General features: G+C 72.7%; 25 protein-coding genes and 1 pseudogene. 19 read left to right on the top strand and 7 right to left on the bottom strand.

Going from position 1 to position 23,338, the window contains the following annotated elements:
• Positions 1-55: 55 nt before the first annotated feature.
• Positions 56-1,624: a sensor histidine kinase gene (locus AQJ64_RS31335; protein WP_244902698.1), complete on the top strand. Its 1,569-nt coding sequence runs from the start codon at positions 56-58 to the stop codon at positions 1,622-1,624.
• Positions 1,549-2,217, top strand: coding sequence for a response regulator (locus AQJ64_RS31330; RefSeq protein ID WP_079062053.1), 669 nt, complete (start codon positions 1,549-1,551; stop codon positions 2,215-2,217). Before AQJ64_RS31335 ends, AQJ64_RS31330 begins: the two co-directional genes overlap by 76 nt.
• Here AQJ64_RS31330 and AQJ64_RS31325 read toward each other — a convergent pair.
• Positions 2,207-2,704 (bottom strand): GNAT family N-acetyltransferase, encoded by a 498-nt coding sequence (locus tag AQJ64_RS31325; protein ID WP_055633235.1) that lies wholly within the window; start codon positions 2,702-2,704, stop codon positions 2,207-2,209. The genes AQJ64_RS31330 and AQJ64_RS31325 overlap by 11 nt on opposite strands.
• 79 nt (positions 2,705-2,783) lie before the next feature.
• On the opposite strand from AQJ64_RS31325, the gene AQJ64_RS31320 reads away from it, so the two are divergent.
• Positions 2,784-3,587, top strand: a complete 804-nt coding sequence (locus AQJ64_RS31320; RefSeq protein ID WP_055633234.1) for an exodeoxyribonuclease III — start codon at positions 2,784-2,786, stop codon at positions 3,585-3,587.
• Here the strand turns inward: AQJ64_RS31320 and AQJ64_RS31315 are convergent.
• Complete coding sequence (locus tag AQJ64_RS31315; protein WP_055633233.1) at positions 3,584-4,276, bottom strand: MerR family transcriptional regulator; 693 nt, start codon at positions 4,274-4,276, stop codon at positions 3,584-3,586. The two genes, AQJ64_RS31320 and AQJ64_RS31315, sit on opposite strands and share 4 nt — an antisense overlap.
• A 163-nt stretch (positions 4,277-4,439) precedes the next feature.
• Between AQJ64_RS31315 and AQJ64_RS31310 the strand changes: the two genes are divergently transcribed.
• The 5 genes from AQJ64_RS31310 to AQJ64_RS50235 all read left to right on the top strand — a co-directional run bounded on the left by AQJ64_RS31310 (position 4,440) and on the right by AQJ64_RS50235 (position 8,536).
• Positions 4,440-5,957, top strand: coding sequence for a flavin-containing monooxygenase (locus AQJ64_RS31310; RefSeq protein WP_055633232.1), 1,518 nt, complete (start codon positions 4,440-4,442; stop codon positions 5,955-5,957).
• 8 nt (positions 5,958-5,965) lie between these two features.
• Positions 5,966-6,847 (top strand): alpha/beta fold hydrolase, encoded by an 882-nt coding sequence (locus AQJ64_RS31305; RefSeq protein ID WP_240512568.1) that lies wholly within the window; start codon positions 5,966-5,968, stop codon positions 6,845-6,847.
• Positions 6,844-7,728 carry an SDR family oxidoreductase gene (locus AQJ64_RS31300; protein WP_055633230.1) on the top strand — a complete coding sequence of 295 codons (885 nt, stop codon included), beginning with the start codon at positions 6,844-6,846 and terminating at the stop codon, positions 7,726-7,728. Before AQJ64_RS31305 ends, AQJ64_RS31300 begins: the two co-directional genes overlap by 4 nt.
• 91 nt (positions 7,729-7,819) lie before the next feature.
• Positions 7,820-7,999: a hypothetical protein gene (locus AQJ64_RS31295; protein WP_055633229.1), complete on the top strand. Its 180-nt coding sequence runs from the start codon at positions 7,820-7,822 to the stop codon at positions 7,997-7,999.
• A 273-nt stretch (positions 8,000-8,272) separates the two neighbouring features.
• Complete coding sequence (locus AQJ64_RS50235) at positions 8,273-8,536, top strand: hypothetical protein (protein WP_055633228.1); 264 nt, start codon at positions 8,273-8,275, stop codon at positions 8,534-8,536.
• Here the strand turns inward: AQJ64_RS50235 and AQJ64_RS31285 are convergent.
• A complete protein-coding gene (locus AQJ64_RS31285; protein WP_055633227.1) occupies positions 8,485-11,757 on the bottom strand; it encodes a S41 family peptidase in 3,273 nt (1,090 codons plus the stop codon). The two genes, AQJ64_RS50235 and AQJ64_RS31285, sit on opposite strands and share 52 nt — an antisense overlap.
• Before the next feature lie 179 nt (positions 11,758-11,936).
• On the opposite strand from AQJ64_RS31285, the gene AQJ64_RS31280 reads away from it, so the two are divergent.
• From AQJ64_RS31280 to AQJ64_RS31255, 6 genes and pseudogenes are all read left to right on the top strand, one after another.
• Entirely contained in the window at positions 11,937-12,536 is a 600-nt protein-coding gene (locus AQJ64_RS31280) for a TetR/AcrR family transcriptional regulator (protein ID WP_055633226.1), read from the top strand.
• Between the two features lie 140 nt (positions 12,537-12,676).
• Positions 12,677-14,929: an MMPL family transporter gene (locus AQJ64_RS31275; RefSeq protein ID WP_055633225.1), complete on the top strand. Its 2,253-nt coding sequence runs from the start codon at positions 12,677-12,679 to the stop codon at positions 14,927-14,929.
• Between the two features lie 367 nt (positions 14,930-15,296).
• On the top strand, positions 15,297-15,854 hold the full coding sequence (locus AQJ64_RS31270; RefSeq protein WP_079062069.1) for a lamin tail domain-containing protein: 558 nt from the start codon (positions 15,297-15,299) through the stop codon (positions 15,852-15,854).
• A 132-nt stretch (positions 15,855-15,986) separates the two neighbouring features.
• Positions 15,987-16,674, top strand: a pseudogene (locus AQJ64_RS31265) (Scr1 family TA system antitoxin-like transcriptional regulator).
• A complete protein-coding gene (locus tag AQJ64_RS31260; protein WP_055633223.1) occupies positions 16,671-16,853 on the top strand; it encodes a DUF397 domain-containing protein in 183 nt (60 codons plus the stop codon). The pseudogene AQJ64_RS31265 and the gene AQJ64_RS31260 overlap by 4 nt, the downstream one beginning before the upstream one ends.
• Positions 16,850-17,521 (top strand): hypothetical protein, encoded by a 672-nt coding sequence (locus AQJ64_RS31255; protein ID WP_055633222.1) that lies wholly within the window; start codon positions 16,850-16,852, stop codon positions 17,519-17,521. The genes AQJ64_RS31260 and AQJ64_RS31255 overlap by 4 nt, the downstream gene beginning before the upstream one ends.
• Before the next feature lie 10 nt (positions 17,522-17,531).
• Here AQJ64_RS31255 and AQJ64_RS31250 read toward each other — a convergent pair whose 3' ends face one another.
• Complete coding sequence (locus AQJ64_RS31250; protein ID WP_055633221.1) at positions 17,532-17,939, bottom strand: RidA family protein; 408 nt, start codon at positions 17,937-17,939, stop codon at positions 17,532-17,534.
• 111 nt (positions 17,940-18,050) lie between these two features.
• Here AQJ64_RS31250 and AQJ64_RS31245 point away from each other — a divergent pair, with 111 nt between their 5' ends.
• The 5 genes from AQJ64_RS31245 (at position 18,051) to AQJ64_RS31225 (ending at position 21,012) form a co-directional block, all read left to right on the top strand.
• Entirely contained in the window at positions 18,051-18,434 is a 384-nt protein-coding gene (locus AQJ64_RS31245; protein WP_055633220.1) for a winged helix-turn-helix transcriptional regulator, read from the top strand.
• A gap of 62 nt (positions 18,435-18,496) precedes the next feature.
• Positions 18,497-18,991 (top strand): YbaK/EbsC family protein, encoded by a 495-nt coding sequence (locus tag AQJ64_RS31240; protein ID WP_055633219.1) that lies wholly within the window; start codon positions 18,497-18,499, stop codon positions 18,989-18,991.
• Complete coding sequence (locus tag AQJ64_RS31235; RefSeq protein ID WP_055633218.1) at positions 18,988-19,833, top strand: EamA family transporter; 846 nt, start codon at positions 18,988-18,990, stop codon at positions 19,831-19,833. The genes AQJ64_RS31240 and AQJ64_RS31235 overlap by 4 nt, the downstream gene beginning before the upstream one ends.
• 5 nt (positions 19,834-19,838) lie before the next feature.
• Positions 19,839-20,669, top strand: coding sequence for an arylamine N-acetyltransferase family protein (locus AQJ64_RS31230; protein ID WP_079062052.1), 831 nt, complete (start codon positions 19,839-19,841; stop codon positions 20,667-20,669).
• Between the two features lie 67 nt (positions 20,670-20,736).
• On the top strand, positions 20,737-21,012 hold the full coding sequence (locus AQJ64_RS31225) for a DUF1876 domain-containing protein (RefSeq protein ID WP_055633239.1): 276 nt from the start codon (positions 20,737-20,739) through the stop codon (positions 21,010-21,012).
• A 6-nt stretch (positions 21,013-21,018) separates the two neighbouring features.
• Here AQJ64_RS31225 and AQJ64_RS31220 read toward each other — a convergent pair whose 3' ends face one another.
• The 3 genes from AQJ64_RS31220 to AQJ64_RS31210 all read right to left on the bottom strand — a co-directional run bounded on the left by AQJ64_RS31220 (position 21,019) and on the right by AQJ64_RS31210 (position 23,329).
• Complete coding sequence (locus AQJ64_RS31220; protein ID WP_055633238.1) at positions 21,019-22,185, bottom strand: serine hydrolase domain-containing protein; 1,167 nt, start codon at positions 22,183-22,185, stop codon at positions 21,019-21,021.
• A gap of 103 nt (positions 22,186-22,288) precedes the next feature.
• Complete coding sequence (locus AQJ64_RS31215; RefSeq protein WP_206189672.1) at positions 22,289-22,693, bottom strand: organic hydroperoxide resistance protein; 405 nt, start codon at positions 22,691-22,693, stop codon at positions 22,289-22,291.
• A 168-nt stretch (positions 22,694-22,861) separates the two neighbouring features.
• Positions 22,862-23,329, bottom strand: coding sequence for a MarR family winged helix-turn-helix transcriptional regulator (locus AQJ64_RS31210; RefSeq protein WP_055633215.1), 468 nt, complete (start codon positions 23,327-23,329; stop codon positions 22,862-22,864).
• Positions 23,330-23,338: the final 9 nt, after the last annotated feature.

Here is a 23,338-nt window from a genome sequence, read left to right as displayed (position 1 = left end):
GGGCTCGGGCAGGAGGGATGGTCCGCCCGCCGGGCGCCCTTCTACGGTGATCCGTATGGACCCCCGATACCCCAGGGACGTGTGGCAGGCACTGACCCGCCCGCGCTATCTGCTCTCGCCGTGGCCCTGGCGTGCCGCCGCCTATCTGCTGACGGGGGCGGTCCTCGGGGCCGTCCTGCTGGTCGGGCTGGCGGCCTGGGTGACGGTCGGCGGAGTCCTCGCGATCGTGCTCGTGGGGCTGCCCCTGCTCGCGGCCACCGTCCTCGCCGGGCTGCCCGTGGCCGCGCTGGAGCGGCGCAGGCTGGGGTGGATCGAGAGGAAACGCGCGCCCGGCGCGCACGCCGACCCTTCCAAGCCCGGCGCGCACGCCGACCCTTCCAAGCCCGGCGCACACGCCGCCCCCTCCAAGCCCGACGCGCACGCCCGCCCGCTCGCCCCGGACGCGCACGCCCGCCCGCTCCCCCCGGACCCGCACGCCCGACCCTTCGCCCCGGACCGGCACCTCCACCCCCTCGGCCCGGACCGGCATCTCCGATCCCCCGCCCCGACCCCCCACATCGATCCCCCCGCCCCCGGCCTGCGCGCCTGGCTCAGCACCCGGTTGCGGGAGGGGGCCACCTGGCGGGAGTTCGGCCACGCTCTTCTCACCGCCTGCCTCCTCTGGCCGGCCGAGGCGCTCCTGTTGCTCGTCGCGCTGGTCTCGCCCCTCGCGATGATCGCGACCCCGGTACTGCTCGCCACGGCCGGCGGTGGGCGCGAGGTGAAGGTGCTGAAGGTGTGGACGGTCACCGGTCAGCCCGCGGCGTTCGCCGCGGCCGCGCTCGGGGTGCTGCTGCTCGCGGCCGGGGCGTACGCCCTCGGTCTGGCCGCCGCGGCGCGTGCCGCGCTGACGCGCCGTCTGGTCGCCCCGCCCGACGGCGGCACGCGCGCGAGGGTCGCCGAACTCACCCGCTCCCGCGCCCGCCTGGTCGACGCCTTCGAGGCGGAGCGGCGCCGGATCGAACGCGATCTGCACGACGGCGCCCAGCAGCGCCTCGTCGCCCTCACCATGAGCCTCGGCCTGGCCCGGCTCGACGCCCCGCCCGGCGGCCCGCTCGCCGAACAGCTCACGCGCGCGTGCGAGGAGGCGGGCGCGGCCCTGGCCGAGCTGCGCGAGCTGATCCACGGCATCCACCCCCAGGTGCTCGCCGACTACGGCCTGGAGGCCGCCGTCGCCGACGCCGCGGACCGCTCCCCGGTCCCCGTGGACGTCGGGTTCGTGTCGCCCCTGCCCCGGCTTCCGCAGGCGGTGGAGGCCGCCGCGTACTTCGTGGTCCGTGAGGCGCTCGCCAACGTCGCCCGGCACAGCGGGGCGGGGCGGGCCCGTGTCGAGGGGGAGTACGGCGACGGGCGGCTCGTCCTGGAGGTGTCGGACGACGGCCGCGGCGGCGCGGACCCCGGCCGGGGCACGGGCCTCACCGGTCTCGCCGACCGGGTGTCAGTGCTCGATGGAAGACTGTCCGTGACCAGCCCGACGGGCGGACCGACCCTGCTGCGTGTGGAGATCCCTTGCGAGCCGACACCGAAGGACGGACCCTGCGTGTGGTCCTCGCCGAGGACGGCGTCCTCCTCCGCGACGGCCTGACGGCCCTGCTCACCCGCTTCGGCCACGAGGTCGTCGCGGCGGTCGGCGACGCCCCCGCCCTCCTCGCCGCCGTCGCCGTCCACACCCCCGACGTGGTCGTCACCGACGTCCGGATGCCGCCCGGGTTCCAGGACGAGGGGCTGCACGCGGCGGTCCGGCTGCGCAGCGAGCGCCCCGGTCTGCCCGTCCTCGTCCTCAGCCAGTACGTCCAGCGCGCCTACGCCGCCGAGCTCCTCGACTCCGGCGACGGCACCGGTGTCGGCTATCTCCTCAAGGACCGGGTCGGCCAGGTCGAGGAGTTCGTGGCCGCCCTGCACGAGGTGGCGGCCGGCGGCACGGTCGTCGACCCGGAAGTCGTACGGCAGTTGCTGCGCCGCCGCCGCGACCCGCTGGCCCGGCTGACCCCGCGTGAGCGGGAGGTGCTGGCGCTGGTGGCCGAGGGCAGGTCCAACGGCGCGATAGCCAGGGCGCTGGTGGTCTCCGAGGCGGCCGTCGGCAAGCACATGGGCAGCATCCTCACCAAACTGGACCTGCCCCCGGCGGACGACACCCACCGCCGGGTGCTCGCGGTGCTGGCCTACCTCAGAGGCTGAGTTCCCCGGCGGCGAGCGGCTTGGCGAAGCACCGGCTCGAGTCGTACTCCCGGTAGTAGCCGAACTTGGTGCACGGCTCGTACCCGCTGGAGGTGTACAGGGCGATGGCCTCGGGCTGCTCGGTGCCGGTCTCCAGGACCATCCGCACCCGGCCGGCCGCCCGCGCGTCCTCCTCCAGCGCGGTCAGCATCCGCCGCGCCAGCCCGCGCCCGCGCATCTCCCGGATCACGAACATCCTCTTCAGCTCGGCGTCCCCGTCCTCGTTGCCCTCGCCGTTGCTGTCCTGGCTGCGCCAGCCGCCGGTGGCGACGGGCCGGTCGCCCTCGTCGTAGGCGATGAGGTAGACGCCGCTCGGCGGCTCGAAGTGGGTCGGCTCCAGGACCGTGGCGTCGCCGCCGTCGCCGTAGCGTTCGTGGTACTCCGCCTGGACCTCGTCGTTGAGTTTGACGGCATCGGGGTGGTCGAAGGAGACCCGACGTATGTTCATGCGGCTCACAGTACTTCTATGCATAATCCGGCGGAAACTGATTTCTGGACCTCGTCCAGTGTGCCGGTATCGTGCCCGGGTGCTGACTGTGACCTCCGTCAATGTGAACGGTCTGCGTGCCGCCGCGAAGAAGGGCTTCGTGGAGTGGCTCGCGGACACCTCCGCCGATGTGCTGTGCCTCCAGGAGGTGCGCGCCGAGCCGGAGCAGCTGCCGGAGGCGGTCCGCGCGCCCGCGGGCTGGCACGTCACGCACGCCCCCGCCGCCGCCAAGGGCCGGGCCGGCGTCTCCCTCTGCACCCGCCGCGAACCGGACGCCGTCCGGATCGGTTTCGGTTCGTCCGAGTTCGACGGCAGCGGCCGGTACGTCGAGGCCGACCTGCCCGGTGTGACGATCGCCTCCCTCTACCTCCCCTCCGGCGAGGTCGGCACCGACCGCCAGGACGAGAAGGTCCGCTTCATGGACGCGTTCCTCGTCCACCTCAAGGACCTGCGCGAGCGCGCCGCCGCCGACGGCCGCGAGGTCCTGGTCTGCGGCGACTGGAACATCGCCCACCAGCAGGCCGACCTGAAGAACTGGCGCTCCAACACCAGGAACTCCGGCTTCCTCCCCGAGGAGCGCGCCTGGCTCACCCGGGTCCTCACCCCGCAGGACGGCGGCTACGTCGACGTCGTACGCGCCCTGCACCCGGACCTGGAGGGTCCGTACACCTGGTGGTCGTACCGGGGCCGGGCCTTCGACAACGACTCAGGGTGGAGGATCGACCTCCACGTCTCGACGCCCGGTCTCGCGGGCAAGGCCGTCAAGGGCCTCGTGGAGCGCGCCGCCACGCACGCCGAGCGCTGGTCGGACCACGCGCCGGTGACGGTGGTCTACGACCTCTAGGCCTCCCCGGAAGCCCCCTCGGTCCCCTCGGTCCCGTCGGTCCCCTCGGTCCCCTTCCGTAGTCGCCGGTCCAGCGCCAGTGACAGCTCCGCCTCCACCACGCTCCGGGCCAGCGGGCGCAGCCGGGGGAGGTCGGACTCGGTCGCGTGGCGCAGGATCAGGGTGGTGAAGAGGTCGGCGAGGGCGTCGGCGTGTGCGCGGACGCGGGCGCCGGCCGCGAGGACCTCGGCGAGGGGGATGCCCTCGCGGACCAGGGCGGAGGAGACGTCCAGGAGGCGGCGGCTGATGTGGACGATCTCGTCGCCGTCGGTGCCGAGGTAGCCGAGTTCGAGGGCGGCGGCGAGGTTCTCGGGGGTGACCTGGCCCTCGAAGCGGGCGGCGAGCTCCTCGGGGGTGAGGCGGATGGGCTCCTCCTCGGTGGGGCCGCCGACGCCGATCAGGTCGGCCACGTCCCGCCCGTGGTCGAGGGCGTCGGCCAGCTCGGCGATGCCGGTCAGGGTGTGGCCGCGCTCCAGGAGGGCGGCGATCGTGCGCAGCCGGGCCAGGTGATGGTCGTCGTACCAGGCGATACGGCCCTCGCGGCGCGGTGGTGCGAGCAGCTTGCGCTCACGGTAGAAGCGCAGGGTGCGCACTGTGATGCCGGCCTGGCCGGCCAGCTCCTCCGTCCGGTATTCGCGCTTGTCCGCCACGGCGGAAGCCTATGTCGAACCGCCGGTAACTTTCCTTTCCCCGGACCCTACCGCTGAGTACGGAGCTGCTCTACAGTCCGATTGCGCCAGTGTTCACTGGCGCGGTCGCGAGGAGTCGTGGCGTCGTGGGGAGTCGTGGCGTCGTACGGCAGGAGGAGTCGGCATGACCGAACACGTGCGGGTGGCGGTGATCGGGTCCGGGTTCGGCGGACTGGGGGCCGCCGTGCGGCTGCGCCGCGAGGGGATCACCGACTTCGTCGTGCTGGAGCGCGCCGACAGCGTCGGCGGCACCTGGCGGGACAACAGTTACCCGGGATGCGCCTGTGACGTGCCCTCCCACCTCTACTCCTTCTCCTTCGCGCCCAACCCCGACTGGCCGCGCACGTTCTCCGGGCAGGAGCACATCCGCGCCTATCTGGAGCACGTCACGGACACGTTCGGCCTGCGGCCGCATCTGCGGTTCGGCTGCGAGGTCCGGCGGATGACCTGGGACGCGCAGGAGCTGCGCTGGGACATCGAGACGAGCGGCGGACGGTACGCCGCCGACGTCGTCGTCTCCGCGACCGGGCCGCTGTCCGACCCCAAGGTCCCGGACGTCCCCGGCCTCGACACCTTCCCCGGCACGGTCTTCCACTCCGCCCGCTGGGACCACGGCCACGACCTCACCGGCAAGCGGGTCGCGATGATCGGCACGGGCGCCTCCGCGATCCAGATCGTGCCGGCCCTCCAGCCGGGCGTCTCGCGGCTCACCCTGTTCCAGCGCACCCCGCCGTGGGTGATGCCCCGCGTCGACCGGGCCGTCAGCGGTGCCGAACGCGCCCTGCACCGGGCCCTGCCGGTCACCACGCGGATGCGGCGCGGACTGCTGTGGGGCATCCGTGAGCTCCAGGTCCAGGCGTTCACCAAGCACCCGAACGAACTCGGTTTCGTCGAGCGGCTCGCCAAGCTCAACCTGGCCCTCTCCATCAAGGACCCGGCCCTGCGCGCCAGACTCACCCCCGACTACCGCATCGGCTGCAAGCGGATCCTGCTGTCGAACAGCTACTATCCGGCCCTCGCGCAGCCGAACGTGGACGTCGTGGCGAGCGGGCTGAGCGAGATCCGCGGCTCCACACTGGTGGCGGCCGACGGCACCGAGGCCGAGGCCGATGTGATCGTCTTCGGTACGGGGTTCCACGTCACCGACATGCCGATCGCCGAGCGGGTGGTGGGCGCCGGCGGGCAGACCCTCGCGGAGAGCTGGAAGGACGGGATGGCCGCCCTGCGCGGTGCGTCCGCCGCCGGCTTCCCCAACTGGATGTCGATCATCGGCCCGAACACCGGCCTCGGGAACTCTTCGATGATCCTGATGATCGAGTCCCAGCTGAACTACATGGCCGACTATCTGCGGCAGCTGCGCGTCCTCGGAGGGCGCGCCGCCCTCGACGCCCGGCCCGGCGCGGTCGACGCCTGGAACGCGTGCGTGCAGGAACGTATGAAGAGGACCGTGTGGAACACCGGCGGCTGCACCAGCTGGTACCTCGACGCGAACGGCCGCAACACCACCGTCTGGCCGGGCACGACGAGCGAGTTCCGGCGCGCGACCCGGCGGGTGGATCTCGCGGAGTACGAGCTGCTGCGGGCGCCCGCCCCGGTGGCGCAGGCACCGGACGGCGCCGGGAAGAGCGAGGTCACTGCATGAGCGTGAGCATGAGCACGAGCCCCGCCCGTGAACTCACCGCCGTCTCCGCCGACGGCACCCGGCTGCACGTCGAGGTGTACGGCCCCGAGGACGCGCCCCCGGTCGTCCTCGCCCACGGCTGGACCTGCTCCACCGCCTTCTGGGCGGCCCAGATCGGGGACCTCGCCGCCGACCACCGGGTCGTCGCCTACGACCAGCGCGGCCACGGACGCACCCCGCCGTCCCTGGTGTGCAGCACGGACGCGCTCGCCGACGACCTGGAAGCGGTGCTCGCCGCGACCCTCGGGCCCGGGGAACGCGCGGTGATCGCCGGGCACTCGATGGGCGCCATGACCGTGCTGGCAGCCGCCGCGCGCCCCCGGATGCGGGAACACGCCGCCGCCGTCCTGCTGTGCAGCACCGGCGCCTCGCGCCTGGTCGCCGAGTCCACCGTCCTGCCGCTGCGGCCGGGCCGGCTGCGGACCTGGCTGACCGGGCGGGTCCTCGGCTCGCGGGCGCCCCTCGGGCCGGTCACCCCGGTCGCGAAGTCGATCCTCAAGTACGCCACGATGGGCGCCGCTTCCGCCCCGCACCTGGTGGAGACGTGCGCCCGGATCGTGCACGCCTGCCCGCGCAGGGTGCGGCACGCCTGGTCGCGGGTGCTGAGTGTGCTCGACCTCGACCACGCCGTGGGGGAGTTGCGGGTGCCGACGGCCGTCGTGGTCGGCACCGGGGACCGGCTGACCCCGCCGGTGCACGCCCACCGGATCGCGGCGGCGCTGCCGCACTCCTTGGGCGTGACCGAGCTGCCCGGGCTCGGCCACATGACGCCGGTCGAGGCGCCCGAGGTGGTCACCGGCAGGATCCGGGAACTCGTCCGTACGTACACGCAGTCGAAGGAGGGCGCATGAGCAGGGTCGGTCTCGAGGGACAGGTCGTCGTCGTCACCGGTGCCGCGCGGGGGGTCGGTGAGCTGCTCGCCCGCAAGCTCTCCGCGCGCGGGGCGACGATCGCGCTGGTGGGGCTGGAGCCGGACGCGCTCAAGCAGGTCTCCGAGCGGCTGCACGGCGACAGCGGCCACTGGTACGCCGACGTCACCGACCACGAGGCGATGACCCGGGTCGCGGCGGAGGTGAAGGAACGCTTCGGCAAGGTGGACGTCGTGGTCGCCAACGCCGGTGTGGCGTCCGGCGGTCCGTTCGTCGACTCCGACCCGCAGGCCTGGCGCCGGGTCGTCGAGGTCAACCTCATCGGCTCCGCGGTCACGGCCCGCGCCTTCCTCCCGGTGCTGCTGGAGAGCCGCGGCTATCTCCTCCAGATCGCCTCCCTCGCCGCGATCACCCCCGCGCCGATGATGACCGCGTACTGCGCGTCCAAGTCCGGTGTGGAGGCGTACGCGCACAGCCTGCGCGCCGAGGTCGGTCACCGGGGGGTGCGGGTCGGCGTGGGCTATCTGTCCTGGACCGACACCGACATGGTGCGCGGCGCCGATCAGGAGGAGGTCATGCGGGAGTTGCGGCAGCGGCTGCCGTGGCCGTCGAACAAGACGTATCCGCTCGGGCCGGCGGTGGACCGGATCGTCGCCGGCATAGAGCGGCGGTCGTCCCATGTGTACGGGCAGTGGTGGCTGCGCGGGATGCAGGGCGTACGCGGCTGCCTTCCCGGGATCATCGGGACCGTCGGGCAGCGGGAGATGAGGCGGTTCGCGCCCAGGTTGCAGGGGATGCGGACGGGGTTGGTGGGAGCGGGCGGCGCGGCCGACGAGGCGGCCCGTGCTACGCACCGTAGTTGATCGAAATGCGCTGCGTGTCCGCCCGTGTGAATCTGGTCGAGGCCCCACCACGGGGCCCGAACCCCTCATCTCCCTACAGGAGTGAACCCACATGGGCATGAAGGACAAGGCGCAGGACCGGTCCCCGCAGTGGCAGCAGCAGGCCAAGCAGAAGGCCCAGCAGGCCAAGGAGCAGGTCCAGCAGCGTGGCCGCCGCCGTGAGACGGACCCGGAGACGGAGCGGATGCAGCGCGAGGAAGAGGACCGGCTCAACCAGGACTACGACGTGTAGTCGCTGCGCCGGGCTTCGGCCGTGAACGTGGGGTGCCCTTCCCTCCGGGGGAGGGCACCCTGCGTGTGGTGGCGCTCGCGGTGCGGTCGACGGCGCCGCCGACGCAGACGGACAACCGGGTGCTGTGGGATCCGAACGCCCGGACCTTCGACACCCTGCACGGCGGGGCGCTCAACGCCCGTCGGGCCTCGGTCGGGCCGCCGCCGGTGGACGACGTCCACGCGTGCGTCTTCACCGACCGTCCCCGGCCGGCCGCCGACCCGTCCCGGGGCCGTGGCGGGAGACCCCGAGCTCGACGTCGCGCACACCGGTGCGTGGATCCTGCCGGACGAACACCCGCCGCCGTACGGGGCGGGCCGGGTGGCCGCCCTGGGCATCGGGGCGGCCCACGACGGCATCCGCACCGACGGGGCGGCGGTGGCGGCGCGGCCGCTGCTCGCCGTCGCAGGCAGGCCGCTGCTCGCCGCCGCCGGCCCGGTGGGGCCTCAGGCGCGGGGCGGGAGTTTCGGGCGGGAGCGGTCCGGTACGGCGCTGTAGTCCGGTGGGGACGCCGGGGGGTTGGTGTCGAGGAGGTCCAGGGCCAGCCGGACCGCGTCGTCGAGCTGGGCGTAGCGGCCCTCCGCCCAGTCCAGCGGGGTGCGGAGGATCTCCAGGTCGGGGAGGACGCCGCGGTTCTCGATGGTCCAGCCGTAGGCGTCGAACCAGGCCGCGTTCATGGGGACGGTGATGACGGTGCCGTCGCCGAGCTGGTGGCGGCCGGTCATGCCGACGACTCCGCCCCAGGTGCGCTGCCCCACCACCGGCCCGAGCTTGAGCAGCTTGAACGCGGCGGTGATCATGTCGCCGTCCGAGGAGGTCGCCTCGTCGGCGAGGGCGACGACCGGGCCGCGGGGGGCGTTCGAGGCGTACGACACCGGCTGGGCGTTGCGGGTGAGGTCCCAGCCGAGGATCGTGCGGGTCAGCTTCTCCACGACCAGTTCGCTGATGTGGCCGCCCGCGTTGCCGCGTACGTCCACGATGAGCGCGGGCCGGGACACCTCCATGCGCAGGTCGCGGTTGAACTGGGCCCAGCCGGAGCCGCCCATGTCGGGGATGTGGAGGTAGCCGCACCGGCCGCCGCTCAGCTCCCGCACCACCTCGCGCCGTTTGGCGACCCAGTCCTGGTAGCGCAGGGGGCGCTCGTCGACGAGGGGGACCACGGCCACGCGCCGTGCGCGCCCCGCGCTGCCCTCCGCCGGGGTGAACGTGAGCTCCACCGTCGTACCGCCCGCCCCCGCCAGCAGGGGATACGGGCCGTGGAGCGGGTCCACGGGGCGGCCGTCGACATGCGTCAGCACCGCGCCCTCGCGGATGCCGGTGCCCGCGAGGGGTGAGCGTGCCTTGGAGTCGGAGGAGTCGCCGGCCAGGATGCGCTTGACGGTCCAGCCGCCGTCGCGCCGTACGAGGTTGGCGCCCAGCAGGCCCTGCCGGCGCTGGTAGTGCGGTGGTCCCTCGTTGCGGCGGGCGGGCGTGACGTAGGCGTGCGAGGTGCCCAGTTCGCCGAGGACCTCGCGCAGCAGGTCGGCGAACTCGTCGGGGGAGGCGACCCGTTCGACGAGCGGGCGGTACTGGTCGAGCACCGCGTCCCAGTCGATGCCGCACATCCCCGGGTCCCAGAAGTAGGCGCGGATGAGCCGGCCCGCCTCCTCGTACGACTGCCGCCACTCGGCGCCGGGGTCCACCTCGTGCATGATGCGGCGCAGGTCGATCCAGACGGTGGTGTCGAGGTCGCCGGACTCGCTCGACGGCACGGCCCGCAGATCGCCCTCGTCGACCACGACGAGCCGGGAGCCGTCGCCGCTGAGCGCGAACCAGTCGAGATGGCCGACGAGTTCGGACTTCTTGGCCTTGCTGATGGTGAAGTACTCCAGTGTGGGCCGGCCGCTCATGTCGTCCGGGTTGGCGAAGGTCTCGCCGAGCGCGCCGGAGATCGGCCAGCGCAGCCAGACCAGTCCGCCGCCCGCGACCGGGTGCAGCGAGGAGTACTTGGAGGCGGGGACGGGGAACGGGGTGACCCGGCTCTCCAGGCCCTCGACCTCCACGGTCACGGTCCCGTCGCCGCCCTCGTCCTCCTCCACCGGGTCCAGCCCCCCGGCGGCCGGCCGGCCCTCCGGGTTGAGGGCGAAGGGAGAGGGGGTCGCGGAGGACAGCGGGACGAGGTAGGGGCGGCAGCCGAGCGGGAAGGAGAGGTCGCCGGTGTGGACGTCGTACACCGGGTCGAAGCCGCGCCAGGAGAGGAAGGCGAGGTAGCGGCCGTCCCGGGTGAACACGGGGTTCTCGTCCTCGAAGCGGCCGTTGGTCACGTCGACGATCAGCCGCTCGCCCTGTCCCACACCGGGGATCCGGGCCATCTTGATCTGCCGCAGGGATCTGCCGATGCCGGGGTGCGACCAGGTCAGCCAGGTCCCGTCGGGGGAGAAGGCGAGGTCGCGGACGGGCCCGTTGACGGAGGTGATCAGCTCGGTGACCGCGCCTGCCCCGGACTCCGTCCGGGAGGCGCTCCCGGAGTCCTCGCTCGTGTCGAGGAGGAGCAGCCGTCCGTCGTGCGCGGCGATGGCGAGCCGCTCGCCGTCCGGGTCGGCGACCATCTCCAGGACCCGGCCCAGTTCCCCGGAGGCCAGCCGGCGCGGCTCGCGGTCCCCGCTGGCGCGCGGGAGGTAGGCGATCTCGACGGCGTCCTCGCCCTCGGCGTCGGTGACGTACGCGAGCTGTCCGCCCGAGCCGAGCATCTCGGGGAGCCGTACCCGTACGCCGGGTGTGTCGGTGATCGTGCGGGCGGGTCCGTCGCGGTGGGTCAGCCAGTACAGGCTGCCGCGGACGACGACGGCGCTCGCCCGCCCGGTCTCGTCGACCGAGAGGCCGTCCACGTGCTGGGCGGCCGGGATCTGGTAGCGGCGCCGGCCGGCCCGCGGCCCGCCCAGCCGTACGTCGATCCGGCGCGGTGCGGAGCCGGCGGCCAGGTCGTCGACGAGCCACAGGTCGCCGGCGCACTGGTACACCACGCGCGTGCCGTCGGTGGCGGCGTGGCGGGCGTAGAAGGCGTCGTGGTCGGTGTGCCGGCGCAGGTCGGAGCCGTCGTGGGCGCAGGAGTAGAGGTTGCCGACGCCCTCGTGGTCGGAGAGGAAGGCGATCCGGCCGCCGGCGAAGAGGGGGGAGTGGAGGTGGCCGTCGAGGTTCTCCAGGAGGCGCTGTCCGTGCAGCCACAGGCGGCCCGTGGCGCCGCCCCGGTAGCGCTTCCAGCCGGCGGGTTCGTGCGGCGGAGTGCCGGTCAGCAACAGGGTCCTGCGTTCGTCGTCGAGGTCGGCGACCTGGATGTCGGAGACCGGGCCCCAGGGCAGTTTGCTGCCGGGGGAGCCGTCGGTGGGGACCTTGTAGGCCCAGGTGAAGTAGGAGAAGGGTTCGCCGTGGGAGGCGACGGCGAGGATGTCGCCCTCCGGGGTCCAGCCGCACACCTGGGTGTCGGGGCTGCCCCAGTAGGTCAGCCGGCGTCCCGGTCCGCCGTCCACCGGCACCAGGTGGATCTCGGGGACGAGACTTCGCCAGCTCGTGTACGCGATGTGGCGGCCGTCGGGGGAGAAGCGGGGGTGTCCGGTCTTCGTGCGGTCGACGGTGAGCCGCCAGGCGCGGTCCGGACCGTCCAGCCGGGTCAGCCACAGGTCGTCCTCGGCCACGAAGCACAGGAGGTCACCGCTGAGATGGGGCAGGCGCAGATAGCTCACCTCCCCATGCTTTTCCGGCGAAACGGGCCGGGCAACTTCTCGGCGCCCCCCGCCCGCTCTTATCCGCTCTTCACGGACGTGAGTCAGCACACGTACGAAACGGTTTCGTTTCGTTGAGTCTCGGGGTATCTTCATAGGTGTACGGGACCACTGGGTGACGGAGCCGAAAGGTGAGCGGGATGACCGAGACCGCAACCGCGCGTCGCAGTCGGATCACACCCGAGCGCGAGGCCGAGCTGTACGGCGCCGTGCTCGATCTGCTCCGTGAGGTCGGCTACGACGCCCTGACCATGGACGCCGTCGCCGCCCGCACCCGTTCCAGCAAGGCCACGCTCTACCGCCAGTGGGGCGGCAAGGCCGAGCTGGTGGTGAAGGCCATCAAGCACGACAAGCCGGGACTGGCCGACGAGGTCGACACCGGCACGCTCCACGGCGACCTGCACGCGCTGATGGCGCGCGAGGACGACTGCGCCATGGAGCGCAACTCCGCGCTGATGCGGGGGGTGGCCATGGCGATCCACAACGACGAGCATCTGCGCGAGGTGTTCCGCAGCCAGCTGGTGGAACCCGAGATGGCCGCGTTCCGGCGCGTCCTGCAACGGGCCGTCGACCGGGGCGAGATCCGCGCGGACTGCCCGGCGCTGGAGTTCCTGATCCCCATGATGGTCGGGGCCTTCGCCACCCGGGCGCTGATCGACGACCGGCCCCCCACCCGGGCCTACCTCACCTCGTACATCGACGCCGTGGTCCTCCCTGCCCTCGGCGCACCCACCCGCTGACCCTTCCCCGCAGCCCCACCTGACGTCACCGCTCACGTCGTCGGGCCGATCACCCCTGCCTCCCCGCCCAGGTGATCACCCCTGCCCTCGGGGCCCGTGTCGGCCCCCCACCCCACGACCTGACCGGGAGTAACGCCTCCGTGGCCACGTTCCTCTACAAACTCGGCCGGTTCTCGTTCCGGCGGCGGCATTTCGTCGCGCTGCTCTGGATCGCCCTGCTGACGCTCGCCGGCGTCGGTGCCGCCTCCGCGCCCGCCGCGGGGTCCTCCTCCTTCTCGATCCCCGGCGTCGAGGCCCAGAAGGCCTTCGACCTGCTGGAACAGCGCTTCCCCGGCTCCAGCGCCGACGGCGCCACCGCGCGGGTCGTCTTCAAGGCGCCCGACGGGGAGAAGATGACCGACGCCGCCCACAAGGCGACGGTCGAGAAGACCGTCAAGGAGCTGGGCGACGGCTCCGAAGTCGTCTCCGTCACCGACCCCTACACGACGAACGCCGTCAGCAAGGACGGCACGGTCGCCTACGCCTCCGTGAAGTACGAGGTCTCCTCCGTCGAGCTGAAGGACTCCTCCAAGGAGGCCCTGGAGACCACCGCCGACCAGGCCAGGGACGCCGGACTGACCGTCGAGATGGGCGGTGACGCCCTCCAGGCCGAACCCGATCAGGCCGCCACCGGTGAGATCATCGGCCTGGCCCTCGCCGCGGTCGTCCTCGTCGTCACGCTGGGCTCGCTCGTCGCCGCCGGACTGCCCCTGCTGACCGCGATCATCGGCGTCGGCATCGGCGTCTCCACCATCACCGCGCTCGCCAGCGCGCTGGACCTCGGCGACACCACCTCCACCCTCGCCCTGATGATCGGCCTCGCCGTCGGCATCGACTACGCGCTGTTCATCGTCTCCCGCTACCGCGCCGAACTCGCCGAGGGCCGCAGCCGCGAGGAAGCGGTCGGCCGCGCCACCGGCACCGCGGGCTCGGCCGTCGTCTTCGCCGGCCTCACCGTCGTGATCGCCCTCGCCGGACTCTCCGTCGTCGGCGTCCCGATGCTGACCAAGATGGGGCTCGCGGCGGCCGGCACGGTCGTCGTCGCCGTCCTCATCGCCCTCACCATGATCCCGGCGCTGCTCGGCTACGCGGGCCGCAAGGTCAAGCCGGCCGGCGAGAAGGGCAAGCGGTTCGGCCGCCGTACCGCCGAGGACACGGCAGGGGCCGCGGGAGGGGCCGCGGGAGGGGCCGCGAAGCCCAACATGGGCGCCCGCTGGGCCAGTTTCGTCGTCCGCCGCCCCGTCGCCGTCCTCCTGCTCGGCGTGGTGGGCCTCGGCGCGATCGCCCTGCCCGCCACCCAGCTGGAGCTGGGCCTGCCCGACGACGGCTCACAGCCGACGTCCACCACCCAGCGCCGCGCCTACGACCTGCTCTCCGAGGGCTTCGGCCCCGGCTTCAACGGCCCGCTCATGCTCGTCGTGGACGCCAAGGGCAGCGCCGACCCCCAGGCCGCGGCCACCGCGGTGAGCGACGAGGTCAAGGGCCTCAAGGACGTCGTCACCGTCACCCCCGCCACCTTCAACAAGGCCGGCGACACCGCGATGATCACGGTGATCCCGGACTCCAAGCCGTCCTCGACCGACACCGAGGACCTGGTGCACGCCATCCGTGACGCCGGCACCGGCGTGACCGCCGACACCGACGCCAAGGTGCTGGTCACCGGCACCACGGCCATGAACATCGACTTCTCGCAGAAGCTCACGGACGCGCTGATCCCGTATCTCGCCCTGGTGGTGGGCCTGGCCTTCCTCCTGCTGATCGTGGTCTTCCGCTCGATCCTGGTCCCGCTGAAGGCCGCCCTCGGCTTCCTGCTCAGCGTGCTGGCCGCGCTCGGCGCCGTCGTCGCGGTCTTCCAGTGGGGCTGGCTGGCGAGCCTGATCGGCGTCGAGGAGACCGGCCCGATCATGTCGATGATGCCGATCTTCATGGTCGGCGTGGTCTTCGGCCTGGCCATGGACTACGAGGTGTTCCTCGTGACCCGGATGCGCGAGGCGTACGTCCACGGCGAGAGCCCGGGCCAGGCCGTGGTGACCGGGTTCAGGTACAGCGCCCGGGTGGTCGCCGCCGCCGCGGTCATCATGATGGCCGTGTTCGCCGGCTTCATCGGCTCCGGCGAGTCGATGATCAAGATGATCGGCTTCGGCCTCGCGATCGCCGTCTTCTTCGACGCCTTCGTCGTCCGCATGGCGATCGTCCCCGCGGTCCTCGCCCTGCTCGGCAAGAAGGCCTGGTGGCTGCCGAAGTGGCTGGACCGCGCGCTGCCCAACGTGGACGTCGAGGGCGAGGGACTGCGCACCTCCGCCGACGCCAAGGACACCGACCCCGACGAGGACAGGGAGCTCGTACGGGCGTGATCCGACCGCTCGGGTGAAGACCGCCGGTGAGGGTTCCGTGGGGACGGGGCGCCCTCACCGGCTTTTTGTTCTCCTCGCCCGTTGTGACCCACTTTCGGGTGACGGCGGATCACCGCGACCGCCCGGAGGGTAGATCTGACAACGACTCAGAGCGTTCAGTACATAGATGGACATAGAAGGTTACTGTCACTGAAATATGGATGATTCGTAACGTGAGGCGTCAATCGGATGCTTGCGGGACGTGTGATGGTCAAGTGTGGGTTCTGCGGCCGATGCGGTCGTAACTCGCACAAAACTAGGAGACCTTGTGTCCGCTTCCGTTGTTTCCGCCCGCAGTCTGGCTGCCGCCACCCTCGCGGCCGCCGCCGTGGTCGGCGCCGTGGCGCTCCCGGCGTCCGCCGCCGGCTACCCCCGCGCCGAGCGGCCGAAGGTGGAGATCAGCGCCGTCCAGTACGACGCACCGGGCCGTGACGACCGCTCCAACCGCTCCCTGAACAAGGAGTGGGTCGAGCTCACCAACACCACCCGCCACGCGGTCAACCTGGACGAGTGGACGCTGTCGAACCGGGACGGCGACACCTACACGTTCGGCGACTACCGCCTGGCCCCCCGCGCCACCGTCCGGATTCACACCGGTGAGGGCCGCGACACCCGCACCGACCTGTTCCAGGACCGCCGCCGCGAGGTGCTGGACGACCGCAGCGACACGGTCACCCTGCGCAACGACCGCGACCGCTTCGTCGACGACGAGTCCTGGGGCGGCCGCCGCCACCACGGCTGGGGCCGCCACCACGGCGACGACCGCCGTGACTACCGCGGCGACTACCGCCACCACGGCGACGACCGCCGTGACCACCGCGGCGACTACCGCCACCACGGCGACGACCGCCGCGACCACCGCGGCGACCGTGGCGACCGCCACTGACGCACCCGCACCGGCGGCGCGCCCGACCCCTTCTGCCAGGGGCGGGCGCGCCGTCGTGTGCCGTCCCTCTGTCCCGCGTTGTCCGGGCTGTCGTGCGTGTCGTCGGGGTACGCCTGCGCGTTGGGGGTGGTCATGAACGAGGTTGTGGACGAGTCGGGTTGGGACGTCGAGCCCGGCGACGAGATCGAGCCGGTCGTACAGGCGGTGGGACGCCTGCTGAGGGTGTGCCGGGAGTCGGCGGGGATGCGGCCCGGTGAGTTCGGCGAGTTCATGGGCCACGGCGAGGACTTGATCCGCAAGATGGAACGCGGACATCGCATTCCCCGGCCCGAGTTCGTGGACAGGGCGGACGAGCCGCTGAGGGCCCAGGGGCATCCGCGAGTGTTCATGGAGGACATGAGGAAGGCGCGGTACCCGAAGAAGGTGCGGCGACTCGCGGACCTGGAGGCGCGGGCCGTCGAGCAACTGCTGTACAGCAACCACAACATCCACGGTCTGTTGCAGACGCCGGCATACGCGAAGGCGCTGTTCGAGATGACGCAGCCGCCCCTCTGCCGGAAGTCATCGAGCGCGAGGTGGCCGCGCGACCGGACCGCGCCGCGGTCTTCCGGAGGGACGATCCGGCGCCTGCGCTCAGCTTTGTCTCAAGTTCGACGGCGGCACGGCGATCGGGCGTTCCGAGGGAGCATTCAACGGTCGCCCCGTCTCAAGTCCGAGGGATCTTCGTATCCTTGAAATGCGCTATGGGATGATCCGAGCCCAGGCCCTCCCGCCGAGGGAGTCACTCGCCTTCATCGAGAAAGCGCTGGGGAGACCATGAGCGCCACGGAACTCGGCTGGTTCAAGAGCAGCTACAGCAGCAGCGGCGAGCCCGGCGACTGCGTCGAAGTCGCCACCACCCCCGCCACCATCCACATCCGCGACTCCAAGAACCCCGCCCACGGCACCCTCGCCGTCTCTCCCGTCACCTGGACCGGGTTTCTCGCCGGCGTCGGATGAGCACGCGCGTCCGGATACACCAGGTCCGGCAGGGCGGCGGTACCGGGCTGCGGGTGATCCGGGCGGCGCCCGCCCCCGTACGGCTGGCCCTGCGGGACGACCGGCACTGGCTGTCGATGTACGCCGACCGGGAGGGCGCGGGGCGGCTCGTCGAGCTGTGGGCGCTGGCCGCCCGGTCCGCGCACTCGCTGGTGTATCTGCCGATCCGGGCCAACGCGGCGCCCGAGGGCGTGCCCGGCGACGGTGAACCGGTCGCGCTGGACCTGGTGCTGCTCCACCACAGCCTCCAGTTCCCCACCGCGTCCTGGAAGGAGGTACGGGGACGGCTCGGGGCGGGGAAGCCGCACACCGCGTCCACCCCCGACCGGGACTTCCCCGACGAGACGGACGTCGACCACGGCCGGTGGCGCCACCAGGAGTACCGCGACCACCTCGACTTCCACGTCGCGGCGCACACCCTCTTCGTCGTCGGCAGTTCCACCGCCTTCAGAGAACACGGCGCGGCACTGCGCGGTCTCGTCGACGAGGCGCCCTCCTACCTGCACCGCCACCCCGGTGCCTCGCACTACTGCGTCGAACTGGGCCCCGGCCCCTGGCCGCACGCGAGGACCCGCCGTCAGGTACCGGGCAGCCTGCACATCCAGTACGCCGACACCTGGCGCGTCTAGGGGGAGTCCGTCAGTCGAGGATCGCGGTCGCCTCGATCTCCACCAGGTGCTCGGGGATGTGCAGAGCCGCGACGCCCAGCAGGGTGACCGGCGGGGTCGCGGTGACACCCATCCGGCCCGCTGCGCGGGCGACGCCCGCCATGAACGCCGGCATCTTCTCCGGGGTCCAGTCGACGACATGGACGGTCAGCCGGGTGACGTCGTCGAAGCCGGCGCCCACCCCGGCGAGGGCGGCGCCGACATTGACGTAGCACTGCTCGACCTGGGCGGCGAGATCGCCCTCGCCGACCGTGGTGCCCTCGGCGTCCCAGGCGACCTGCCCGGCGACGGAGACGAGCCGGGAGCCGGTCCCGACGGACACCTGGCTGTAGGCGTCGGTCTTCGGCAGTCCGGGCGGATTCACGAGCGTGACGGGCATGGGGCGCCTGCCTTCCGTAGGAGCGGTCGTGCTCTCTTGTGGTTACTGGGAAACCGTAGGAGAGTGAGCGCTGACATGGAAGAACGCACTTTTCGGTGACTGGGGAACCTGATGGTGACCAAGCAGTACACGGGCACGCCCGACGAGCAGGCGGACCTGAGGAGGGCCGACTCGCTCGGCCGGGAGATCTTCTCGGACGTGGCCAACAAGTGGGCGCTGCTGATCATCGAGGCGCTCGGCGAACGCACCCTGCGCTTCAGCGGGCTGCGCGACGAGGTCGAGGGCGTCAGCCACAAGATGCTCACCCAGAACCTGCGCATGCTGGAGCGCAACGGCCTGGTGGTGCGGACCGTGCACCCCACCGTGCCGCCGCGCGTCGAGTACACCCTGACCGAGGCGGGGCGGGGACTGCGGGCCACGGTCGACGGGATGTGCGAGTGGACCTACCGCTACTTCGGGCACATCGAGGACTCCCGCCGCCGCTTCGACGGCTGAGCACGAGGCGGGGCGGGTAACTCCGTCGCGTGGCCCCTACAGCGACCGCTAGCGTGCCGTGCATGACGACCACCACCGGTGCCCACCCCCGTTTCGCCGAGGCCCTCACCGAGCTGGGGCTCGACGATCTGACCGCCCGGGTCCGCCGCTTCCCGGCGGCGACCCGCACCGCCGCCGAGGCGGCCGCCGCGATCGGGTGCGAGCTGAGCCAGATCTGCAAATCGCTGATCTTCGCGGCGGACGGGGTGCCGGTGCTGGTGCTGATGGACGGCGCGTCCCGGGTCGACGTGGAGCGGGTGCGCGAGGAACTCGGCGCCGAGAAGGTGACGAGGGCCGACGCGGGCGTCGTACGCGAGACCACCGGGTACGCCATCGGCGGCGTGCCGCCCTTCGGGCATCGCACCCGCACCCGGGTCCTCGCCGACCGCGGTCTCCTCACGCACGAGGTCGTCTGGGCCGCCGCCGGCGATCCGCACGCCGTGTTCCCCATGACCCCGGACGCCCTCGTCGCCCACGCGGCCGCCACCGTCGTGGACGTCCGCGAGCGCACCGCGTGACGCCACTGGTCACCGCCGCCGTGCTGCTGGCGGCGGTCACCCACGCCGGCTGGAACGCCATCGCGCACAACATCACCGACAAGCTGGTCGGCTTCACGCTGATCGCGGGCGGCGGCATGCTCATCGGCCTCGTCCTCGCCCCGTTCGTCGCGTTCCCGGCGGCCGGGGCGTGGCCGTACCTGCTGTGCTCCGCCGTCATCCACATCGCGTACTACGCGCTGCTGATGCGGTCCTTCCGGCTCGGCGACTTCGGGCAGGCCTACCCCCTCGCGCGCGGCTCCGCGCCGCTCGTCGTCACCGTCCTCGCCGCCGTCTTCGCGCACGAGGTGCCGGGCGGCTGGGCGGCCGCAGGCATCGCGCTGTCCTGCGCGGGCCTGACCGGCGTCGCCCTGTGGGGCCTGCGCGGGCGGAAGCCGAACCGGGCGGCGATCGGCGCCGCCCTGGCGACCGGGCTGACCATCGCCGCATACACGGTCGTCGACGGCCTCGGGGTGCGCGCCGCCGGCTCCTCCCTCGGCTACATCGCGTGGCTGATGGCCGTTCAGGGCGCGGTGATCCCGGCGTACGCCGTCACCCGCTGGCGCGGCGGGACCGTCGCCGTCCTGCGCCCCTTCGTCGTCCTCGGCCTCCTCGGTGCCGCCCTGTCCGTCGCCGCCTACGCCCTCGTCCTGTGGGCCCAGACCCGCGCCGAACTGGCCCCCGTGGCCGCCCTGCGCGAGTCGTCCATCATCGTCGGCGCCGCCATCGGCGCCCTCTTCTTCAAGGAGACGTTCGGCGCCCGGCGCATCGTCGCCGCCTGTCTGCTGGTCGTGGGCATCGGCCTGATGCTGCACGCCGGTTGACCGCCATGGACCCCTCTTCCCTGAGCCGTGAAGACCTCGACGCCTACTGCGAGCGCATCGGCCACCACGGTGGCCGGAACGCCGACGCGGGCACGCTGCGCGCGTTGCACCACGCGCACGTGCGCGCGTTCCCCTTCGAGAACCTGGACCCCGTGCGGGGTGTCGTGCCCTCCCTGGCCCCCGCCGATCTGATGGCCAAGCTGGTGCGGGGCCGGCGCGGGGGCTACTGCTTCGAGCAGAGCACGCTGTTCGCGGAGGTGCTGGTGGCCCTCGGGTTCCGGGTGACCCGGCTCGCGGCACGGGTGGTGCTGGGCGCGGCGCGTGCGGAGGACCGTCCGATGACCCACATGGCGCTGCTCGTCGAGGCCCCCGGCGACCGGCAGCCCCGTCTCGCCGACGTCGGCTTCGGCGCCCCCGGCGCACCGCTGGAGCCGGTCCCGCTGGCCCCGGGCGAGCACTGCGGCGCCGGACGCCGCCACCGGCTCGTCCGGGTCCCCTCCGACGGGCCGCTGGAACTGTGGTCGCTGGAGTTCCGTACGGAGGACGCCTGGCAGGCGCAGTACGTCTTCACCCTCGCGCCCTTCGCACGGCCGGACTTCGAGGTCGCCAACTGGTACATCGCCACCCACCCGCGCTCCCCGTTCCGCAGCCGTCCGCGCGTCCTGCGCCTCACCCCGGACGGCGGCCACCTCCTCCTGGACGGCCGCCGGCTCGTGCGCACCGGCGCCGACGGCCGGGTCGTCGAGCGGGAGCTGACCGGCCAGGCCCAGGTGCGGCGGATCTGCGCGGAGGAGTTCGGCATCGACGTGCCCGAGGGGCCGGTCCTGCCGGGCTGAGCCCGCGTGGGTGCGGGCGCCGGTCCGGAGGAGCACCCTGGAAGCAGGAGTTCCGGAGGTGACCGACATGATGCACACCGCTGTGGGATGGCACGTCGAGCTGGAGTTCAAGGAGGACGACCAGCACACGAGAGCCGCCGCGCTGGTCCGGCTGCCCGACGGGACCGAGGTACGGTCCCACGGGCACGCCAGCCGCCACCGGATTGACAGCAACCAGCCCCGGGTCGGCGAGGAGATAGCGGGCGCCCGCGCCCTCAACGAACTCGCCATGCAGCTGCTGACGAAGGCCCACGGGGAGATCGACGACGCGTCGGGGCGGACGTCTCATTCGATCAACATCTGAGGTCCGTCAGGTGGTGGTGATCGCCGTCCGGACCGCCCGCAGCAGCGCCTGGGCCCTCGGGTCGGCCGTCACGCTCGTACGGAAGCCGTTGGTGACATAGCCGAAGGCGATGCCCGACCCGGGGTCCGCGAGGCCGAGCGCGCCGCCGCGGCCGGGGTGGCCGAAGGAGGTGGGGGACAGCAGCGGGGACGCACCGCCGTGCAGCATGTAGCCGAGGCCGAACCGGGTGGTGACCACCAGCACCCGGTCCGGTCCTGCGGACTGCTCGGTGCGCGCCAGGGCGGCCGTCTCGGGGGCGAACAGCCGCACCCCGCCCTCGACTTCGCCGATGAGCGAGGCGTAGAAGCGGGCCAGGCCGTCGGCGGTGGCGATGCCGTTGGAGGCGGGCAGGGCGGCCGCGCGGTAGGCGGGGTCGTTCTCGTCGGGCAGCGGGGTGATCGCGGCGAAGGCGCGGCGGGTGAGGGAGGCGGGGTCGGCGTAGGCGTCGGCGACGGACCGCTTGGGCCGGGTCCGCAGCCCGCCGGCCGGCCCGGGTGCGTCGATCTGCCCGACGCGCCCCACGCGCGCGTGCAGCGACGGCGGCAGCCCCAGCCACAGACCGGCCCCGAGCGGTCCGGCGATCTCGTCGGCGATCCACTCGCCGATCGGCCGCCCGGTGACCCGCCGCACCAGCTCGCCGGTCAGCCAGCTGTAGGTCTGCGCGTGGTACCCGTGGTCGCTCCCCGGCTCCCAGACGGGTGCCTGCGCGGCGACCGCCGCCGCGCCGAGATCGGGGTCGGCGGCCTCGGCGGGCGTCAGCGGCCGGTCGAGGACCGGCACACCGGCGCGGTGCGCGAGCAACTCCCGCACCAGCGTGCGCTCCTTGCCGGCCGCCTTGTACTGCGGCCAGTACGCCCCCACGGGCGCGTCCAGGTCCAGCTGGCCGCGCTGGTGCAGCAGCAGGAGTACGGCGGCGGCGACGCCCTTGGTCGCGGAGCGCACGATCTGCGCGGTGCCGTGCTCCCAGGGTGCCGTGCCGTCCACGTCCCGCGTGCCGCCCCACAGGTCGACGACCTTGCGCCCGTCCCGGTAGACGGCCACCGCCGCGCCCCGCTCCCCGAGCGTCTCGAAGTTCCGTACGAACGCCTCCCGGACCGGCTCGAATCCCTCGGCCACCGCACCGTTCGCGCTCATGTTCACGCCCGGACCCTTTCACTCGCTTGCGACAGTGAGTGAAACACGGCGGGTGCGCCTTGGATTCCTTCGGGGCCGGGGCCGGGGCCGGGGCGCGTGGGCTTCAGCCCAGCAGAATCGTCACGTCGATGTTGCCGCGGGTGGCGTTGGAGTACGGGCACACCTGATGGGCCGCGTCGACGAGTTTCTCGGCGAGGCCCTGGTCGAGGACGGGCAGCGAGACGCTGAGGGCGACCGCGAGGCCGTAGCCCTTCGTCTTGTTGGGCCCGATGCCGACCTTCGCCGCGACCGTGGAGCCGGTCAGGTCGAAGCCCGCGCGGTTGCCGACGAGGATCAGCGCGTTGTGGAAGCAGGAGCTGTAGCCGGCCGCGAAGAGCTGTTCCGGGTTGGTGCCGTTGCCGTCGCCGCCCAGCTCCGGCGGCATCGCCACCTTCAGCTCGATATGGCCGTCCTGGCTGGTCACATACCCGTCGCGTCCTCCGTGCGCGGTCGCCTCGGCGACGTACATGATCTTCGTCGGACGGGTGTCGACGGCGTCGACGGCGGCACCTTCGCTCACAGCGGGACCCCTCCCCCAGAAACGTTCCCCAATTACATCGTGCACAAGGTACCGGCCGGTAGGTCGGGGTGTATCCAGCAGGGGGTGGTAACCGCGGGTAACCTCAGCTCGCGCGGGCTAGCGCGGGCGGCCCGACGCGCCGTGGGCGCGCTCCGCGAGGCCCCAGAGTTCCTCGCGGAGGCGGGCGACCTCGGCCGCCTCCAGGCCGGTCGCGGTCATCAGGGCGCCGGGGACGCGGGCCGCGCGGCTCCTCAGCTCGTCGCCGCGGCCGGTGCAGGCGACGAGGACCGTGCGCTCGTCGCGCTCCGAACGCTCCCGGCGGACCAGGCCCGCCGCCTCCAGGCGCTTCAGCAGCGGCGACATCGTGCCGTAGTCCAGCCGCAGGGCCGCCGCCAGTTCCTTGACCGTGGTCTCGCCGCGCTCCCACAGGGCCAGCAGCACCAGGTACTGCGGGTAGGTGAGCCCCAGCTCGTCCAGGACCGGGCGGTAGGCGGAGGTCACCGCGCGCTGGGCCGCGTACAGCGCGAAGCACAACTGCTCGTCGAGCAGCGGCGTACGCTCGGCCGTCCGGTTCTCGTCGGTCACGCGCCCATC

Source organism: Streptomyces griseoruber, from assembly GCF_001514205.1.
Classification (GTDB): Bacteria; Actinomycetota; Actinomycetes; order Streptomycetales; family Streptomycetaceae; genus Streptomyces; species Streptomyces griseoruber.
Note: the sequence above shows the minus strand (reverse complement) of the source record. Positions and strands in the feature narration are given on the sequence as shown.

What these genes read in the sequence shown, in the direction of transcription:
- AQJ64_RS31335 (WP_244902698.1), top strand. Translation starts at nt 56, where the DNA reads ATGGACCCCCGATACCCCAGGGACGTGTGGCAGGCACTGACCCGCCCG.
- AQJ64_RS31325 (WP_055633235.1), bottom strand. Translation starts at nt 2,704, where the DNA reads ATGAACATACGTCGGGTCTCCTTCGACCACCCCGATGCCGTCAAACTC.
- AQJ64_RS31310 (WP_055633232.1), top strand. Translation starts at nt 4,440, where the DNA reads ATGACCGAACACGTGCGGGTGGCGGTGATCGGGTCCGGGTTCGGCGGA.
- AQJ64_RS31305 (WP_240512568.1), top strand. Translation starts at nt 5,966, where the DNA reads ATGAGCACGAGCCCCGCCCGTGAACTCACCGCCGTCTCCGCCGACGGC.
- AQJ64_RS31300 (WP_055633230.1), top strand. Translation starts at nt 6,844, where the DNA reads ATGAGCAGGGTCGGTCTCGAGGGACAGGTCGTCGTCGTCACCGGTGCC.
- AQJ64_RS31295 (WP_055633229.1), top strand. Translation starts at nt 7,820, where the DNA reads ATGGGCATGAAGGACAAGGCGCAGGACCGGTCCCCGCAGTGGCAGCAG.
- AQJ64_RS31280 (WP_055633226.1), top strand. Translation starts at nt 11,937, where the DNA reads ATGACCGAGACCGCAACCGCGCGTCGCAGTCGGATCACACCCGAGCGC.
- AQJ64_RS31260 (WP_055633223.1), top strand. Translation starts at nt 16,671, where the DNA reads ATGAGCGCCACGGAACTCGGCTGGTTCAAGAGCAGCTACAGCAGCAGC.
- AQJ64_RS31255 (WP_055633222.1), top strand. Translation starts at nt 16,850, where the DNA reads ATGAGCACGCGCGTCCGGATACACCAGGTCCGGCAGGGCGGCGGTACC.
- AQJ64_RS31250 (WP_055633221.1), bottom strand. Translation starts at nt 17,939, where the DNA reads ATGCCCGTCACGCTCGTGAATCCGCCCGGACTGCCGAAGACCGACGCC.
- AQJ64_RS31245 (WP_055633220.1), top strand. Translation starts at nt 18,051, where the DNA reads ATGGTGACCAAGCAGTACACGGGCACGCCCGACGAGCAGGCGGACCTG.
- AQJ64_RS31240 (WP_055633219.1), top strand. Translation starts at nt 18,497, where the DNA reads ATGACGACCACCACCGGTGCCCACCCCCGTTTCGCCGAGGCCCTCACC.
- AQJ64_RS31230 (WP_079062052.1), top strand. Translation starts at nt 19,839, where the DNA reads ATGGACCCCTCTTCCCTGAGCCGTGAAGACCTCGACGCCTACTGCGAG.
- AQJ64_RS31225 (WP_055633239.1), top strand. Translation starts at nt 20,737, where the DNA reads ATGATGCACACCGCTGTGGGATGGCACGTCGAGCTGGAGTTCAAGGAG.
- AQJ64_RS31220 (WP_055633238.1), bottom strand. Translation starts at nt 22,185, where the DNA reads ATGAGCGCGAACGGTGCGGTGGCCGAGGGATTCGAGCCGGTCCGGGAG.
- AQJ64_RS31215 (WP_206189672.1), bottom strand. Translation starts at nt 22,693, where the DNA reads ATGTACGTCGCCGAGGCGACCGCGCACGGAGGACGCGACGGGTATGTG.